A 17,541-nucleotide genomic window follows, 5' to 3' on the forward strand; every position below is an offset into this window, starting at 1 on the left:
TTATGATGGGGAAGAATGTATTGATTATCGGTGCCAGCGGAGATATTGGAATTGCTATTGCCAAGCGACTGGCAGATGAAGGCTATCAATTATTATTGCATTATAATAAGAACAGGGAAATGATTGATGTTTTCAGGAGCACAATAAATGATGATTGTGTGCTGACAGTAATCCAGGCTGATTTGAGGAATGAAACGGAAACGAAAAAGTTGCTTGTTGAACTGGTTTTTCCGGTAGATTATATTATTTTCGCAAGTGGTACAGCCCATTTTGGTTTATTTCAGGATACCTCTGAACAGATAATGGATGAGATGCTCACATTACATGTCAAGGCACCCTGGATGATTACAAAGCATTTACTGCCTGCCATGATCAGACAACAATTTGGTAAAGTTTTATTTATCACATCTATTTGGGGAGATCAGGGAGCAAGTAATGAAGTCATTTATTCCTCTGTGAAAGGTGCTCAGAATAGTTTTGTAAAAGCTTTGGCAAAAGAGGTTGCCCCAAGTGGTATCTCAGTGAATGCGATAAGTCCAGGTTTTATTGAAACCAAAATGAATGATAATTTAACGGATGAGGAAAAGGAAGCACTATTTAATGAAATACCTATGAATCGAGCAGGAAAAGCCAGTGAAGTTGCACATATTGCGCATTTTTTACTGGAGGATAAGTCCAGTTATATTCAAGGAGAAATAATAAATATGACTGGAGGCTGGTAGGCTGCATTCTAAGTTCAATTTAAAAACATGTATAAACAATAGAAAAAATCAAATACTATACATGTAAAATATTGAAGGAGGCAGATCTATGTCAGTTCTGGATAATTTCGATAATTGGAAAGGCTTTTTAGCAAATAAGCTGCAAACTGCACAGCAACAGGGGATGAGCCAACAAACGATTCAAAATGTTGCTCATGAAGTAGGAGACTATCTTTCCCAAAGTGTTGATGCAAAGAATAATGAAGAAGCCGTACTGCGGGAATTATGGAATGCAGCTTCTGAAGACGAGCAACAGGCAATTGCTAATACAATGGTTAAACTTGTACAAAATCAAGGAAATACAAGTCAATAAGTACTATTCAAAAGAGAGAAGCTGTATACTAAAAATACAGCTTCTTTTTATTTATGTGATTAATCTCTTTTCACTTGTCGTAAAATCATTTATTATAGAATATAGATTGCATATTTAAAATGGATTGGTTAACATGAATAAAGTATGTTAAAAAAGGAGTTAATTATGGAAAAAACAGAATGGTACCTTGAATATGAAATTCAAATGAACCGTCCTGGTTTACTCGGCGATATTTCGTCTTTATTAGGAATGTTGTCAATTAACATTATTACAATAAATGGAGTTGAAAATGGAAGAAGGGGTATGCTGCTTCTTTCAAAATATGATGAACATATAACTAGACTAAAATCAATATTACAAACAATGGACACAATTAAAGTAACGAAAATTCGAAAACCAAAGCTACGTGATAAATTGGCCGTACGTCATGGCAAGTATATTCATAGAGATGCAGGTGACCGTAAAACCGTGCGTTTTATACGGGATGAGTTAGGATTGCTTGTAGACTTTATGGCTGAGCTATATAAACAGGAAGGACATAAGTTGATAGGCATACGCGGATTGCCAAGAGTCGGTAAAACGGAATCAGTTGTAGCTGCAAGTGTTTGTGCCAATAAACGCTGGTTATTTGTTTCTAGTACTTTACTCAAACAAACTGTTAGAAGTCAGTTGATTGAAGGAGAATATAATAAAGATAATATTTATATCATCGATGGAGTTGTATCTAAAAGGCGATCAAATGAAAAACATTGGCAGCTGATACGGGAAATCATGCAACTTCCTAGCATTAAGGTCGTAGAACATCCGGATATTTTTGTTCAAGCTACAGAATATAATATGGATGATTTCGATTACATTATTGAATTACGCAGCCATGAGGATGAGGAAATTACATATGAACCTGTAGAAAAAGGACAATTCGGTCAGGAAAATGGCTTTTCTATGTTTGATTTTTAAAATGGATGGTGTTAGTTATGGAAATAGGTGCAAGATTAAAAGAAGCTAGAGAGGCAAATAATATTTCTTTGGATAGCTTACAGGAAACAACAAAAATTCAGAAAAGGTATTTACTGGCAATTGAAGAAGGGAACTTTCAAATCCTGCCAGGTAAGTTTTATGCACGGGCATTTATTAAAGAATATGCGAATGCTGTTGGTTTGGATCCAAACGATCTGTTAGAGGAATATAAAGAAGAAATCCCTAAATCTGAAGAGGAAAGCGATCTTCAATATACAAGGATACAACGATCAAGAAAAGAAAATAGAACTGACAAAAATCCAGCCATTTTCTCTATCATACCAACGATCATTGTAGTTTTATTAATTATTGGTATTTTCTTTGTTGGCTGGTATCTGATTAAGGAAACTATGTCTGGAGATGATTCCTCCCCACAAGAAGAACCAAATGATAATATTTATATTAAAAATCCGGATGATAAAGAGGAGCAAAACAATAATCCGGAAGATGAAGAATCAAAAGATACAGAAGGCTCAAATTCTGAGGAAACGCATGGAGACGATCAGGCAGAAGAGGGGTTTAAGTCCGAATTAACCCTTGTAGAAGAAGGTACTGGATCAGCGCCAGTATCGGTATTTGAATTAAATAATCCAGGAGATGAAGTCTTATTAACAATTGAATCAGAAGGATATTCATGGTTGGATGTAAAAAATGGAAATGATGAAGTGTTTTATAGTAAAACCTTTTCCGAAGAAGAGCCAGCTTTGGAATTGGATATGACCGGGGAAGATCGAATTTACCTTAATATCGGCCATGCACCAGATATTAAAGTCCAAATAAATGGCATTGAATTAGAGTATCCAGTTGATCCGAATCAATTTGTACTGCAAAGAATATGGATTGATGTTAATCAAGAAACTGAATAATATAGATAAACCCTTCCTTTTATCTGATATGGAGGGGTTTTATAACTTATATAAAAAGAGTTTTAGTGGATCAAGCTATAGGAGGAAAAATAAAGATGAATATACCAAATAAAATTACATTATCACGCATTTTTTTAATTCCAATTTTTATTATTTTATTAAGTATTCCATTTGATTGGGGAAAATGGAGTATCGGCGATGCAGCGTTGCCTGTAGCTCATTTTATTGCAGCTTTAATATTTATTATTGCTTCAGCAACAGATTGGGTTGATGGTCACTATGCCAGAAAATATAATCTGGTAACCAACTTAGGAAAATTTTTAGATCCACTTGCGGATAAGTTACTTGTATCAGCTGCCTTAATCTTATTAGTGGAAATGGGATTTGCACCAGCGTGGGTAACGATCGTTATTATTAGCAGGGAGTTTGCGGTAACCGGTCTAAGATTAGTTGCTGCCGGTGAAGGAATTGTTTTAGCGGCAGGAAGTATGGGAAAATTAAAAACAGCTACACAAATGATTGCCATAGCGGCCTTATTACTTCATAATTTTCCTTTTTCCTACATTGGTTTTCCATTTGGAACCATTATGTTATATATAGCTTTATTCTTTACGGTGTACTCTGGTATTGATTATTTTGTGAAAAATTGGCATGTAATGAGGGATTCTAAATAATGAGTCAGGCTAAAGCGGAAATTATTGCAGTTGGTACAGAATTGTTACTGGGACAAATAGCAAATACAAATGCGCAGTGGTTATCACAGCAGTTAGCTATGTATGGTATCAATGTTTTTAATCATGTAGTAGTGGGAGATAATTTAAAGCGGGTGGAAGATACATTTGCACTTGCAGAAAGCCGTTCAGATATAATAATTATAACGGGTGGTCTTGGTCCAACAGAAGATGATTTAACTCGGGAAGCATTTCAAAGCATATCTGATTTACAAATAGTAGAACACCATTCTTCCATGGAGAAGATACAACAGTTTTTTGATAAGCAAAATACTGTTATGACGCCTAATAACCGTAAGCAGGCGCGTGTCTTTAAAGGTGCTGAAGTGCTTGAAAATAAAGAAGGAATGGCACCAGGAATGATCCTAACCCATAATACTAAAACCTGGGTGTTCCTACCGGGCGTTCCTAGAGAAATGAAGCAGTTAGCTTCGGATAATGTTTTTCCATATCTTCAAAAACTAACTGGAACTAAAGAAATCATTAAATCAACCGTCCTTAAATTTATTGGAATAGGTGAATCAAAGCTAACACATGAACTAAGCGATATTATTGAGTCACAGAGCAATCCAACAATTGCCCCACTTGCGCAAAATGATGGTGTTGTAATCCGGCTTACAGCAAAAGAAAATTCGAAGGAAAAAATAGATCGATTAATTGAGAAATCAAAACAACAAATTCTTCGTAGAGTTGGAGATCACTTTTATGGTATTAATGATCAGACGCTTGAAGAAAGAGTAATAAATTTATTAAATAGCCAAAATAAACAGATAGCCTCAGCAGAGAGCTTAACCGGAGGGCTATTTACCAGTAAACTTATTTCGGTTAATGGTGCATCTGCAGTTTGTCTTGGTGGCATTGTCTGTTATGATACAAAAATAAAACAAGATGTGCTTGGAGTTTCTGAGGAGACATTAGTAACCAATGGTGCAATTAGTGCAGAATGTGCAATTGAAATGGCAGTAAATGTAAGAAAACAACTGGGTTCTGCTATTGGCATAAGTTTTACAGGTATTGCTGGTCCGAGCGTTGTGGAAGGTCATCCTATAGGAACTGTTTTCATATCCGTCAGCAATAATGACGGGGAAACCTTAGTTGAAAAATATACTTTCCAGGGTAATCGAAATATAATCAGACATAAAACAGTATTAAAAGGTTTGGAAATTCTTTTTAACTACTTAAAATAACAAAATACAGGGTTATTATGTAAAAGAAATTGCTTTTTAAGCATGCTATTCTACTCTATAATTCTATTTTACAGGTGAAAACACCTGTAAAATATGAGAACGTTTATTCGTTTTTTTCTTGGCAAATCGACAAAAACAATGTATGATATAAATAGGTAAATAAAGGAGGAAAAAACGGTGAGTGATAGAAAACAAGCTTTAGATATGGCGTTAAGACAGATAGAGAAACAATTTGGCAAAGGCTCTATTATGAAACTTGGTGAACAGGAGGGTCAAAAAATTGCAACAGTGCCCAGTGGTTCATTAGCATTGGATGTAGCGCTAGGAGTTGGCGGTTACCCCAGAGGTAGAGTTATAGAAATTTACGGTCCGGAGTCCTCTGGGAAAACGACAGTAGCATTACATGCAATAGCTGAAGCACAAAAAAAAGGCGGACAAGCTGCTTTTATAGATGCAGAACACGCGCTTGATCCTACCTATGCAAGAGCATTGGGTGTGGATATTGAGGAATTATTGCTATCACAGCCTGACACAGGCGAACAAGCCCTAGAAATTGCCGAAGCACTTGTGCGAAGTGGTGCAGTTGATATTATTGTTGTGGATTCCGTTGCTGCATTAGTTCCTAAAGCGGAAATTGAAGGGGAAATGGGCGATTCACATGTAGGTCTGCAGGCACGCTTAATGTCCCAGGCATTACGAAAGCTTTCAGGAGCAATTAACAAATCAAAAACTACTGCAATTTTTATTAACCAAATTCGTGAAAAAATAGGTGTAATGTTTGGGAATCCAGAAACGACACCTGGTGGACGTGCGCTTAAGTTTTATTCATCTGTCAGGCTGGAAGTGCGCCGTGCAGAAACGTTGAAACAAGGTAATGAAATCGTTGGAAATAGAGCAAGAATTAAAGTAGTCAAAAATAAAGTAGCACCACCATTTAAACAAGCAGAAGTAGATATCATGTATGGGGAAGGGATTTCAAAGGAAGGTGAAATTCTTGATATCGGGTCTGAGTTGGATGTTGTTCTCAAGAGTGGAGCGTGGTACTCCTATAATGAGGAAAGACTTGGTCAGGGCCGTGAAAATGCAAAACAATTTTTAAAAGAAAATCAGGAAATGATGGAAGAAATCCACAATGCCATCCGCAAACATTATAATTTAGATGAAGAAGATGAAGCAAAAGAGGACGCAATAGGTCAGGAAAGCTTTGATGTATAAAAAATTAAAAACTTCCTAATTATCAATTGATAATTAGGAAGTTTTTAATTTACTGCAAATCCTTTATTAAATACTTGTGGCGTTTTCTTGACATTCGTTATGTAGACAATTAAAATTAAAATGTATAATTTTATAATTTATTTATAAGATTTATTGTTATTTTTGCATTTTAAATGGGTACATGCCGACAATAATGAATTGTACAATTTTATAGCAATAGGAGGTGAAATCATGGACAATCCTTTAATCATCTCCATTTTGCTTGCTTTAATCCTTATCGTAGGTCTGTTTGTTGGTTATCTGATACGTAAATCGATTGCAGAAGCTAAAATTTCAAGTGCTGAAAACTTGGCTAAACAAATAGCTGAGGAAGCACACCGGAATGCAGAGGCTGCTAAGAAAGAGGCACTTCTTGAAGCGAAGGATGAGAATCATAAACTTCGCCAGCAGTCAGAAGAAGAATTGCGCGAACGCCGAGCGGAAGCACAAAAACAAGAAAATCGTCTAATGCAAAAAGAAGAAAATCTGGATAGAAAAGATGAAACATTAGACAAGCGTGAACTTTCGTTAGAGAAAAGAGAACAATCACTAGCAGAAAAACAACAACAAATTGATGAAATGGAAAGCAAAGTGGAAGCTATGAAAAAAGAGCAGCAAACGGAGCTTGAACGCATTTCAGGATATACAACAGACCAGGCTAGACAAATTATTTTAGAGCGCATTGAACAAGAGGTAACACACGAATCGGCACTAATGATTAAAGAAGCTGAAAATCGTGCCAAAGAAGAAGCTGATAAAAAGGCAAAAACTATTCTTTCGTTAGCCTTACAACGCTGTGCTGCGGACCACGTTGCAGAAACAACTGTATCCGTTGTAAACCTACCTAATGATGAGATGAAAGGTCGTATTATTGGCCGTGAAGGTCGTAACATACGAACACTGGAAACGTTAACTGGTATTGATTTGATCATCGATGATACACCAGAAGCAGTAATTTTATCTGGTTTTGATCCAATTCGAAGAGAAACTGCTCGTATGGCATTAGAAAAACTCGTTCAAGATGGTAGAATTCACCCTGCAAGAATTGAAGAAATGGTGGATAAATCCAGGCGTGAGGTTGATGAATATATACGGGAAATTGGTGAAGAAACAACATTTGAGGTTGGTGTACATGGACTGCATCCAGACTTAGTAAAAATACTTGGCCGTCTAAAATATCGTACAAGTTATGGTCAGAATGTCCTGAAGCATTCAACAGAGGTGGCATATCTCTCGGGATTGCTGGCTGCTGAATTAGGTGAAGATATTACATTAGCCAAGCGAGCAGGATTACTTCATGATATTGGTAAAGCAATTGATCATGAAGTTGAAGGAAGTCATGTTGAGATCGGTAAAGAGCTGGCAATGAAGTACAAGGAACATGGGGTTGTTATTAATTCGATTGCTTCTCACCATGGTGATGAAGAACCAACGTCCATCATTTCTGTTCTGGTAGCTGCAGCTGATGCATTATCCGCTGCACGCCCTGGTGCGAGAAGTGAGACATTGGAAAATTATATTAAACGATTGGAAAAGCTTGAGGAGATTTCTGAATCATTCACTGGTGTTGAAAAGTCATTTGCCATCCAAGCGGGAAGAGAAATTCGAATTATGGTTAAACCTGATGAAATTGACGACATTGAATCTGTTCGTATTGCACGGGATATTCGAAAACGAATAGAGGGAGAGCTCGATTATCCAGGTCATATTAAAGTAACTGTGATCAGAGAAACAAGAGCGGTTGAATATGCTAAATAAAGGCGGCTATATAGTCGCTTTTATTTTTTTATAAACTATGACATTACATATCCGTTATGAAAAACTATTAGAATTAAAAGCTGTTTTTTTAAAGGTTTAGAACTGCGCAATGCTCACCAGCCACCCGCGGAAAGCGTAGTGTATTTTCGGAGCGCTGTATTAGCACTCATCTTCTAAAAAGTGGAAGGAAGTCACACTAAAGCTAGATCGCATTTTATATCAACTGAAAATTTAAAAGCAGAAAAAAATCGAAATGAGCCTTATTAAAAAAGTTAGGATGATCATAAGATGAAGATTTTATTTATTGGAGATGTAGTCGGCTCTCCAGGAAGAGATATGGTACAAGAATATCTACCAAAATTAAAGGAAAAATACCGACCAAATGTAACGATTATTAATGGTGAAAACGCAGCAGCTGGAAAAGGAATAACGGAAAAGATTTATAAACAATTTTTGGAATGGGGAGCTCAAGTTATTACAATGGGTAACCATACATGGGATAAAAAAGAAATATTTGATTTTATTGATGACGCAAAATACATGATTCGACCGGCAAATTTCCCCTTTGGCAATCCAGGAAAAGGCATGGTTTTTATAAATGTTAATGGGGTAGAAGTAGCTGTGATTAATTTACAAGGGAGAACATTTCTATCTCCAGGTGACGACCCATTTCGTGAAGCTGATGTATTGATAGAGGAAGCGAAAAAACGCACGAATATTATTTTTATGGACTTCCATGCAGAAGCAACAAGTGAGAAACAGGCAATGGGTTGGTATGCTGATGGAAGGGTAAGTGCTGTTGTTGGTACACATACACATATTCAAACAGCAGATGAGCGTATTTTGCCGGAGGGAACCGCATATATATCAGATGCGGGAATGACGGGACCTTATGATGGAATTTTAGGTGTAGAAAGAGATGCAGTTATGAAACGATTTCTTACTTCAATGCCAGTACGTTTTGAAATAACAAAAAAGGGTAGTACACAGTTAAATGGTTGTATTGTTACGATAGATAATAAAAATGGAAAGGCAACAAATGTAGAACGAATATTAATTAACGACGATCATCCATTCTTTAGTTGATTTATTGAATGTTTTGAATTATTGATGCATAATAAGGTAATAAGCTAACATCCCCAAGAATATAGTAGCAATAGAAGTCTAATAGCAAATGAGGGAGGTACTAGTAATGGATGTATTAAAGGTTTCAGCAAAATCAAATCCAAATTCAGTAGCAGGCGCACTTGCAAACGTTTTACGGGAACGTGGTTCAGCGGAGATTCAGGCAATCGGAGCAGGGGCACTAAACCAGTCTGTTAAAGCGGTTGCCATAGCAAGAGGATTTGTGGCACCAAGTGGAGTCGATTTAATATGTATCCCAGCCTTTACCGATATTATGATTGATAATGAAGAACGAACAGCAATTAAGTTGATTATTGAGCCTAGATGATTAAAATTAATTTTTAGATAGTGTTACGTACCTGCGTAGCACTATTTTTATGTCAAATTTGTGAACCAAGAAGGGTTTTTGTTTGCGCATATATCAGATGTATTGTTAAATTTGGCTAAAGGCATTATACTTTACTAATGTACAGTTATACATATTTATATATGTTTAGGTAGAAAGGAGAATACTGATGAATGAAGCGCAACGGAAAGAACAAGCTCAGATAAAACAAGTAGACAATCCACATGATGGAACTTCTGATAAGCATAATATTGATCGTATTAAAAATACTTCAAGTGATGATATGATTGCTAAATACTTCCAATCAAATTATCAGCCACCAGATATAAAAAAAGCAAGAAAACGACGGAAAGAGGACGTTCAATTTCACTATGATTTTTCAATTCCAGAAGACATGGAGTATATTGGGAAAGGGAAAAAATTCCTGATACGAACGTACGGCTGCCAGATGAATGAACATGATACGGAAGTAATGGCTGGAATTTTAACAGAAATGGGTTATGAATCTACAAATGATACAAATGATGCTGATATCATCTTACTGAATACATGTGCAATTCGAGAAAATGCAGAAAACAAAGTATTTGGTGAAATCGGTCATTTAAAACCTTTAAAACTTGAAAATCCAGATCTAATCATAGGTGTTTGCGGTTGTATGTCACAGGAGGAGTCTGTTGTCGACCGTATTTTGAAAAAGCACCAGCATATTGATTTAATCTTTGGGACGCATAACATTCACCGGCTTCCGCATTTAGTAAAAGAGGCATTATTTGGAAAAGAAATGATTGTAGAAGTATGGTCAAAAGAAGGTGACATTATTGAAAACCTTCCAAAAGCTCGTAAAGGTAAAATTAAAGCATGGGTTAATATTATGTATGGTTGTGATAAATTCTGTACGTACTGTATCGTTCCAATGACACGAGGTAAGGAACGTAGCCGTCGACCAGAGGATATTATCCAAGAGATTCGCCATTTAGCTGCACAGGGCTACCAGGAAGTTACATTACTTGGTCAAAATGTAAATGCATATGGAAAGGATCTCGAAAACATAACATATGGTTTAGGGGATTTAATGGATGCTATTCGTAAAATCGATATACCACGTGTTCGATTTACAACTTCACACCCGAGGGACTTTGACGATCGCTTGATTGAAGTATTAGCACAAGGCGGCAACTTACTCGATCATATTCATTTGCCAGTACAATCCGGAAGCAGTGAAGTATTGAAAAAAATGAATCGGAAGTATACAAGAGAGGATTATCTTGACCTGGTTCGTAAAATCCGCAAAGCAATGCCTAATGCAACGCTTACTACAGATATAATTGTTGGTTTTCCTAATGAAACAGAAGAGCAATTCGAAGAGACAATTACATTAGTGGAAGAGGTTGGTTTTGAAGCAGCCTATACGTTTATTTATTCGCCTCGTGAAGGTACCCCGGCAGCACGTAAAAAAGATGATGTACCTGAAGAAGTGAAGAAGCAACGCTTATACCGTTTAAACGAACTCGTAAACAAACAATCAGCAGCATCAATGAAAGCATATGATAAAAAAGTTGTTAAAGTCTTAGTTGAAGGCGAAAGTAAAAAAGATCCGGATGTTCTTGCGGGGTATACAGAAAGAAATAAATTGGTCAACTTTAAAGGACCGAAATCTGCCATTGGAAAAATAGTTGAAGTTAAAATAACTGAAACGAAAACATGGTCCCTAAATGGTATAATGGTAGAAAATACAGTTGAGGTGAACTAACATGGCTGAATACACTCGTACACAAATATTAGATGAAGCAAAAAAACTAGCAGAAATGCTTGCAAATACAGAAGAAATTGACCGATTTAAACAAGTAGAAGCAAAAATAAACGAAAATAAAAAGGTACAGCAATTAATCCAACGAATTAAAACATTACAAAAACAAGCTGTTAATTTTCAAGCCTATGAAAAAACAGAAGCTTTAAAAAAAGTTGATGCTGAAATTGAACGGCTTCAAGAAGAAATCGATGAAATTCCAGTAGTCCAGGAATTTAAAGAGACACAAATTGTTGTTAATGATGTATTGCAATTAGTATCAGGCACAATTGCCAGAGAAGTTACAAACAATGTAATTGAATCTACTGGTGGCGATGTTTTAGCAGGTGAAACGGGCTCTAAGTCACAAAACAGCATGAGCTGTGGTCATTAATACCAAAAACCAAGTGAGGAACGGAATTTCCCGCTTGGTTTTTTTCTCGTCTCAAAGCTGACTTACAGTAATAAACGTATAATAATTAATACTTTCCTCTCTTTCATAAAAGAGCTATGCACTTTAGGTGTTTGTCTTGCATAAAATGACTATGAAAAAAGAGGAGGTAAAGTAATTATGACTTTTCTTGATAAAGACTATAGAGAAATCATCACAAAAGCAGTTATTGGCAAGGGAAAAAAGTTTACACAGGAATCCCACTCGGTATCGCCATCACATAGACCTACGAGTATTTTAGGGTGCTGGGTGATTAATCATTTATATAATGCGAAGAAAAAATCAGAAGATACAGTAGAAATTAATGGAAGTTATGACATTAATATTTGGTATTCCTATAACGATAATACAAAAACAGAGGTAGTAACAGAAAGGGTTACCTACTCCGATGTTATCCCGCTTTCCGTCAAAGATGATAATTGCATTAATGATGAGTTTGATGTTATTGCAAAAGTAGTACAACAGCCAAACTGCCTGGAATGTAAGATATCAAATAAAGGGCATAAAATTGTGGTTGAAATTGAACGGGAATTCATTGTACAGGTGATTGGCGAAACAAAACTTTCGGTAAAGGTTAATCCAAAATGGGAAAATGATGACGATGACGATGATTCATGGGGATTTGAATTGACAGATGACGAATTGGAAGATGTGAAACCGGATTTTTTAGGTAAAAAAGATTAATAAACTTACGAGGGATAAATTCTCTCGTAATTTTTTTGGCAGTAAAGAAATTTATCCATATTTCTTTATAAGTAATACTTCGCAACAAATACCATCATAAACAAAAAGCAATTTCTCGCCTGAATTAATACATCACTCAGAACGATTTAACCTTAGAGCAAAAGGGTTTGTGAGGAAATAAAATTCACTTTCAAGCATTCCTTTAACGATTGCCAAGTTTGCTAATTTCATTTTCTATTCATCTTGCTATTTGAAAATATGTTATAATGGTATAAGAATATTATACGGTTTTTGGAGGATTAAACATGGCAAAACACACACCAATGATGGAGCAATATATAAATATTAAAGCAGCGCATAAGGATGCTTTTTTATTTTTTCGATTAGGCGATTTTTATGAAATGTTTTTTAATGACGCAATCGTTGCCTCAAAAGAATTGGAAATTACATTGACAAAACGTGATTCCGGACAAAAGGAACCCATCCCAATGTGTGGAGTTCCATATCATGCAGCCGAAAATTACATAAAAGTTTTAATAGATAAGGGATATAAAGTTGCTATTTGTGAACAAGTGGAGGATCCAAAAACAGCAAAGGGTGTCGTGAAAAGGGAAGTTGTACAACTTATTACTCCAGGAACGGTGATGGAAAGTAATATGCTTCATGAAAATGAAAATAACTACATTGCTAGCCTTTCCCATTTCAACGATGGTTCCTATGTAATCGTTTATAATGATTTATCAACAGGTGAAAATCGTCTCGCTCTTTTTACACAGGGGTGGGATGCTGTAATTCATGAATTATACAATCAGCCGATAAAGGAAATTGTAATTTCCTCTAATTTACCAGATGATATGCAAGAACAATTGCGTGAACGGTTAAATGTCACTTTATCGTATCAGGATGAAGTGAACTTCAATGCGGAGTATCGAAATCTATCTGAAAATTTAAATGATGAACGTCTGATGAAGGCGTTTAGTCGATTATTAAATTATGTTCAACATACACAGAAGCGCTCACTTGATCATCTGCAGCAAGCGGAAGTAATTGAATTAAATGATTACTTATCACTTGATATGTATTCCAAACGTAATCTTGAATTGACCGAAACGATTATAAAAAAAGAAAAGCATGGCAGTCTTTTATGGGTGCTTGACAGAACAGTAACAGCAATGGGGTCAAGGATGCTGAAAAAATGGCTGGAACGCCCTTTATTAAATAAAAAAACAATTGAAGAAAGACTGGAAATTGTAGAAGGTTTTTATCAAGGCTTCATGGAAAGAGATTCATTACGTGAAAAATTAAAATCAGTATATGATTTAGAACGACTTGCCGGTCGAATTGCTTTTGGTAATGTTAATGCACGAGACCTTATTCAATTAAAGCAATCGTTGGAGAGAATCCCACAAGTAAAAACGATATTAAGCCAGTTTGAGCAAACACAAATGAAAAAACTGGCTCAAGAGCTTATATTTCCTGAACACTTAATAGACTTATTGGATAAGAGTATAGTAGATGATCCACCAGTATCTATTAAAGAAGGATCAATAATTAGGGATGGCTACAATGAACAGCTTGATAAGTATAGATATGCTAGTGAAAATGGTAAAAGGTGGATTGTAGAATTAGAACAAAAGGAAAAACAAGAAACAAAAATTAGATCACTTAAAATCGGCTATAACCGAGTGTTCGGATATTATATTGAAGTTACTAAAGCTAATCTGCATTTACTTCCAGAAGGAAAATATGAGCGAAAACAAACACTTACCAATGCTGAACGTTATATAACACCAGAATTAAAAGAAAAAGAACAGCTTATTCTAGAAGCAGAGGAAAAAAGTGTAGATTTAGAATACAGCCTATTTATTGAAATTCGCGAACAAATTAAAGAATATATTCCTGAGCTCCAGCATTTAGCTGATATGGTTAGTAAGATTGATGTTTTACAAGCATTTGCAACAGTCAGTGAAGCTAATAATTATAAGCGGCCTCAGTTTGTCGACAAACGATTAGCTATAAAAAACGGTCGACACCCAGTGATAGAACAGGTTATGAAGGACGGTTCATTTGTACCCAATGATGTTTTACTAGATGATAGTAAAAATATGTTATTAATTACCGGTCCAAATATGTCAGGTAAAAGTACATATATGCGACAGCTGGCTCTTACAGTTATTATGGGGCAGATTGGCTGTTTTGTTCCCTGTGACAATGCAGATCTAATCCTATTTGATCAAATATTTACACGGATTGGTGCTGCAGATGATCTGGTATCAGGTCAAAGTACGTTTATGGTGGAAATGCTGGAAGCTAATCATGCGATTACAAACGCAACCGAAAAAAGTTTAATTATATTCGATGAAATCGGGCGTGGGACAAGCACTTATGACGGAATGGCGCTGGCGCAGGCAATTGTGGAATATATTCACAACAATATCCATGCCAAAACTTTATTTTCGACACATTACCATGAGCTGACAGTATTGGAAGAATCACTTTCCAGGTTGAAAAATATTCATGTCCGAGCAGAGGAATATGAAGGAAATGTTGTATTTCTTCATCAAATTAAGGATGGTGCAGCTGATGAGAGCTATGGTATTCATGTTGCTAAGCTTGCAGAACTGCCTGAAACTCTAATTGAACGGGCAAGCACAATCTTGCAGCAATTGGAAAGTGAGGATTTGCCAACATTGCAGACACGGAAAATAGATGCTGGTCAGTTATCATTTTTTGTGGAAGAAGAAAAACCAGCCAAAAAAGAAAAAGTGGGAGTATCACATGAGAAAGTGATCAATGAGCTAAAGCGTTTAAATCTATTTGAAATGACACCATTGGAAGCAATGAATGAATTATATAAACTGCAAAAAGAAGCTAAGAAATAGTTTTTATAGAAGGGATTGTTTACATGAAAATCGTACAATTGCCTGATGAATTAGCTAATAAAATAGCTGCTGGTGAAGTTGTTGAAAGACCGGCATCTGTTGTGAAGGAATTAGTCGAAAACAGCATTGATGCAAACAGTACATGGATTAAAATTGAAATTATGGAAGCTGGATTACAGCAAATCAAAATTACTGACGATGGAGATGGTATGTCACAAGAAGACTGTGAACGAGCTTTCCTTAGGCATGCAACAAGTAAAATTAAACATGAAAGTGATTTATTCCATGTAAAAACATTAGGCTTTCGGGGTGAAGCTCTTGCAAGTATTGCCTCTGTAAGCAGATTAACGCTTAAAACTTCACAGGGTGATGAAGCTGGCACCCTATTAACCTTAGAAGGTGGAAAAGTAACACAGAAAAAGAAAAGTGATGCGAGAAAAGGAACAGAGTTTTTTGTAGAGGACTTATTTTTTAATACACCAGCACGCTTAAAATACATGAAAAATCTTCATACAGAGCTTGGTCATATTACTGATCTGTTAAATAGAATGGCATTAGCGCATCCAGAAATAAGGTTTGAAGCAACACATAACGGAAAAGGCTTATTTAAAACGTCCGGAACGGGAGATTTACTTCAGGTAATAGCAAATGTCTATGGAATGGGGATAGCAAAAAAAATGCTTCCCATCAATAATAAAACAATAGACTTTTCTATCGAAGGTTATATTGCAAAACCAGAAGTGACTAGAGCATCACGTAATTATATAACAACAATTATAAACGGACGTTACATTAAAAGCATTCCGCTTACACAGGCAATCATTCGTGCATACCATACTTTACTGCCGATCGGAAAGTTTCCCATTGCCGTTCTGTCAATAAACATGGATCCTATTTTAGTGGATGTAAACGTACATCCTACAAAATTGGAAGTCCGCTTTAGTAAGGATAGAGAGTTATTTACTTTACTTGAAGAAACGATTCGAACTAAATTCAGAGAAATAACTCTGATTCCAGAATTACAGCAAAAACCAATACCGAAAGAAAAGTCTGTACAACATACAATGAATTTTGATCGCTCTAAACCTAAGAATGATACTGTAATAAATTGGGAAACAGATAGAGAAGTACATGAAAAGCAGCCGGAAATCAGGCAAACACAAGGACAGGATTACGACGAACAACAGAATGTTACAAAAGAAAATACTTTAGCGGAACCTATAAAAAATGAGATAAGCCAAGGGATGGAAAAAACTAACATCCCTGAAGAAATAGCATCAAAACAGCGCATTCCCGCAATGTATCCTATTGGTCAACTACAGGGAACTTATATACTGGCTCAAAATGAAAATGGCTTATATATGATAGATCAGCATGCGGCTCAAGAGCGAATCAAATACGAGTTCTTTAAAAAAAAACTAGGTAATACGATGAATGAAGCACAGGAATTATTGCTGCCTTTAACATTTGAATTTTCGAAGCAGGAAGCAATTTTTATTGAGCAATATAAAGAACAATTAGAACGGGTTGGCTTATTTTTTGAATCATTTGGTCACCAAACTTATGTTATCCGTTCTCATCCTAACTGGTTCCCAACAGGATTTGAAGAAGAGGTTATACGAGAAATGATCGAACAAATTATGACGGAGGCAAAAATCAATATAGAGTCCATTAGGGAAGATGCAGCAATTTTAATGTCATGTAAACGATCAATCAAAGCAAATCACTATTTAAATAATGAGGATATGTTTCGATTACTGGAAGATTTACGTCAAACAACAGACCCATTCACATGTCCCCATGGAAGACCGATTATCGTACATTTTTCTTCCTATGAACTGGAAAAAATGTTCAAACGTGTGATGTAGAAATGTATAAATAGAATATACCTTGCTAAAGCTATGGGAAAAGGACAAGCGAGGTGTATGATGGAAAATCAAAAGCTTATTAATTTCCTAAACCAATTATTATCAAACTACTTTGTAATGTACGTCAAATTACACCGATATCATTGGTTTGTTCAAGGAAGGCATTTTTTTCAATTGCATGAGACATTTGAAGAAATGTATAACATGGTTGCAAATGATCTGGATCAGATTGCTGAGCGAATTTTAATGATAGATGGAAAACCATTAGCAACAATGGTTAAATATTTAAAAGAAACAACGTTGAAGGAAGCTAATGCTGATGATAAAGAGGATGAAATGATTCTTCAATTAGTTAAGGATTATGAACAAATTATTTTAGAAATTCAGAAGGAAGGTCTTCTGCTTGCAAGTAAACAGGAAGATAATCCGACGGAGGATATGTTAATTTCCATACAAGCAAAACTGGAGAAGTACGTCTGGATGCTTCATGCATATCGTGCATATGAATAAAT

16 protein-coding genes are annotated in these 17,541 nt (G+C 35.8%); all 16 read left to right on the forward strand.

Annotation, left to right across the window (positions count from 1 at the left end; genetic code table 11):
• Window positions 1–5 precede the first annotated feature (5 nt).
• Window positions 6–722, forward strand: a complete 717-nt coding sequence (ymfI, locus tag AC6HVZ_RS08745; RefSeq protein WP_497557765.1) for an elongation factor P 5-aminopentanone reductase — start codon at window positions 6–8, stop codon at window positions 720–722.
• A gap of 88 nt (window positions 723–810) precedes the next feature.
• Window positions 811–1,074, forward strand: a complete 264-nt coding sequence (locus AC6HVZ_RS08750) for a DUF3243 domain-containing protein (RefSeq protein ID WP_497557766.1) — start codon at window positions 811–813, stop codon at window positions 1,072–1,074.
• A gap of 165 nt (window positions 1,075–1,239) precedes the next feature.
• Window positions 1,240–2,031, forward strand: a complete 792-nt coding sequence (locus tag AC6HVZ_RS08755; protein ID WP_497557767.1) for a DUF3388 domain-containing protein — start codon at window positions 1,240–1,242, stop codon at window positions 2,029–2,031.
• Between the two features lie 17 nt (window positions 2,032–2,048).
• Window positions 2,049–2,957, forward strand: coding sequence for a helix-turn-helix domain-containing protein (locus AC6HVZ_RS08760; protein ID WP_497557768.1), 909 nt, complete (start codon window positions 2,049–2,051; stop codon window positions 2,955–2,957).
• A 95-nt stretch (window positions 2,958–3,052) separates the two neighbouring features.
• Complete coding sequence (pgsA, locus tag AC6HVZ_RS08765; protein WP_497557769.1) at window positions 3,053–3,631, forward strand: CDP-diacylglycerol--glycerol-3-phosphate 3-phosphatidyltransferase; 579 nt, start codon at window positions 3,053–3,055, stop codon at window positions 3,629–3,631.
• A complete protein-coding gene (locus AC6HVZ_RS08770) occupies window positions 3,631–4,875 on the forward strand; it encodes a competence/damage-inducible protein A (protein WP_497557770.1) in 1,245 nt (414 codons plus the stop codon). The genes pgsA and AC6HVZ_RS08770 overlap by 1 nt, the downstream gene beginning before the upstream one ends.
• Before the next feature lie 177 nt (window positions 4,876–5,052).
• Window positions 5,053–6,090 carry a recombinase RecA gene (gene recA / locus AC6HVZ_RS08775; protein ID WP_497557771.1) on the forward strand — a complete coding sequence of 346 codons (1,038 nt, stop codon included), beginning with the start codon at window positions 5,053–5,055 and terminating at the stop codon, window positions 6,088–6,090.
• A 231-nt stretch (window positions 6,091–6,321) separates the two neighbouring features.
• A complete protein-coding gene (rny, locus tag AC6HVZ_RS08780; protein WP_497557772.1) occupies window positions 6,322–7,887 on the forward strand; it encodes a ribonuclease Y in 1,566 nt (521 codons plus the stop codon).
• Window positions 7,888–8,175: 288 nt separating this feature from the next.
• Window positions 8,176–8,973, forward strand: coding sequence for a TIGR00282 family metallophosphoesterase (locus AC6HVZ_RS08785; RefSeq protein WP_497557773.1), 798 nt, complete (start codon window positions 8,176–8,178; stop codon window positions 8,971–8,973).
• A gap of 106 nt (window positions 8,974–9,079) precedes the next feature.
• On the forward strand, window positions 9,080–9,340 hold the full coding sequence (locus AC6HVZ_RS08790) for a stage V sporulation protein S (RefSeq protein ID WP_497557774.1): 261 nt from the start codon (window positions 9,080–9,082) through the stop codon (window positions 9,338–9,340).
• 187 nt (window positions 9,341–9,527) lie between these two features.
• Window positions 9,528–11,108, forward strand: a complete 1,581-nt coding sequence (miaB, locus tag AC6HVZ_RS08795) for a tRNA (N6-isopentenyl adenosine(37)-C2)-methylthiotransferase MiaB (protein WP_497557775.1) — start codon at window positions 9,528–9,530, stop codon at window positions 11,106–11,108.
• A 1-nt stretch (window position 11,109) separates the two neighbouring features.
• Window positions 11,110–11,538: a YlbF/YmcA family competence regulator gene (locus tag AC6HVZ_RS08800; RefSeq protein WP_497557776.1), complete on the forward strand. Its 429-nt coding sequence runs from the start codon at window positions 11,110–11,112 to the stop codon at window positions 11,536–11,538.
• 177 nt (window positions 11,539–11,715) lie between these two features.
• Window positions 11,716–12,279 carry an outer spore coat protein CotE gene (locus tag AC6HVZ_RS08805; RefSeq protein WP_497557777.1) on the forward strand — a complete coding sequence of 188 codons (564 nt, stop codon included), beginning with the start codon at window positions 11,716–11,718 and terminating at the stop codon, window positions 12,277–12,279.
• Window positions 12,280–12,584: 305 nt separating this feature from the next.
• Window positions 12,585–15,161, forward strand: coding sequence for a DNA mismatch repair protein MutS (gene mutS, locus AC6HVZ_RS08810; RefSeq protein WP_497557778.1), 2,577 nt, complete (start codon window positions 12,585–12,587; stop codon window positions 15,159–15,161).
• 23 nt (window positions 15,162–15,184) lie between these two features.
• Window positions 15,185–17,029, forward strand: coding sequence for a DNA mismatch repair endonuclease MutL (mutL, locus tag AC6HVZ_RS08815; RefSeq protein ID WP_497557779.1), 1,845 nt, complete (start codon window positions 15,185–15,187; stop codon window positions 17,027–17,029).
• A gap of 60 nt (window positions 17,030–17,089) precedes the next feature.
• Complete coding sequence (locus AC6HVZ_RS08820; RefSeq protein WP_497557780.1) at window positions 17,090–17,539, forward strand: Dps family protein; 450 nt, start codon at window positions 17,090–17,092, stop codon at window positions 17,537–17,539.
• Window positions 17,540–17,541: the final 2 nt, after the last annotated feature.

Source organism: Oceanobacillus sp. NCCP-135, from assembly GCF_059698015.1.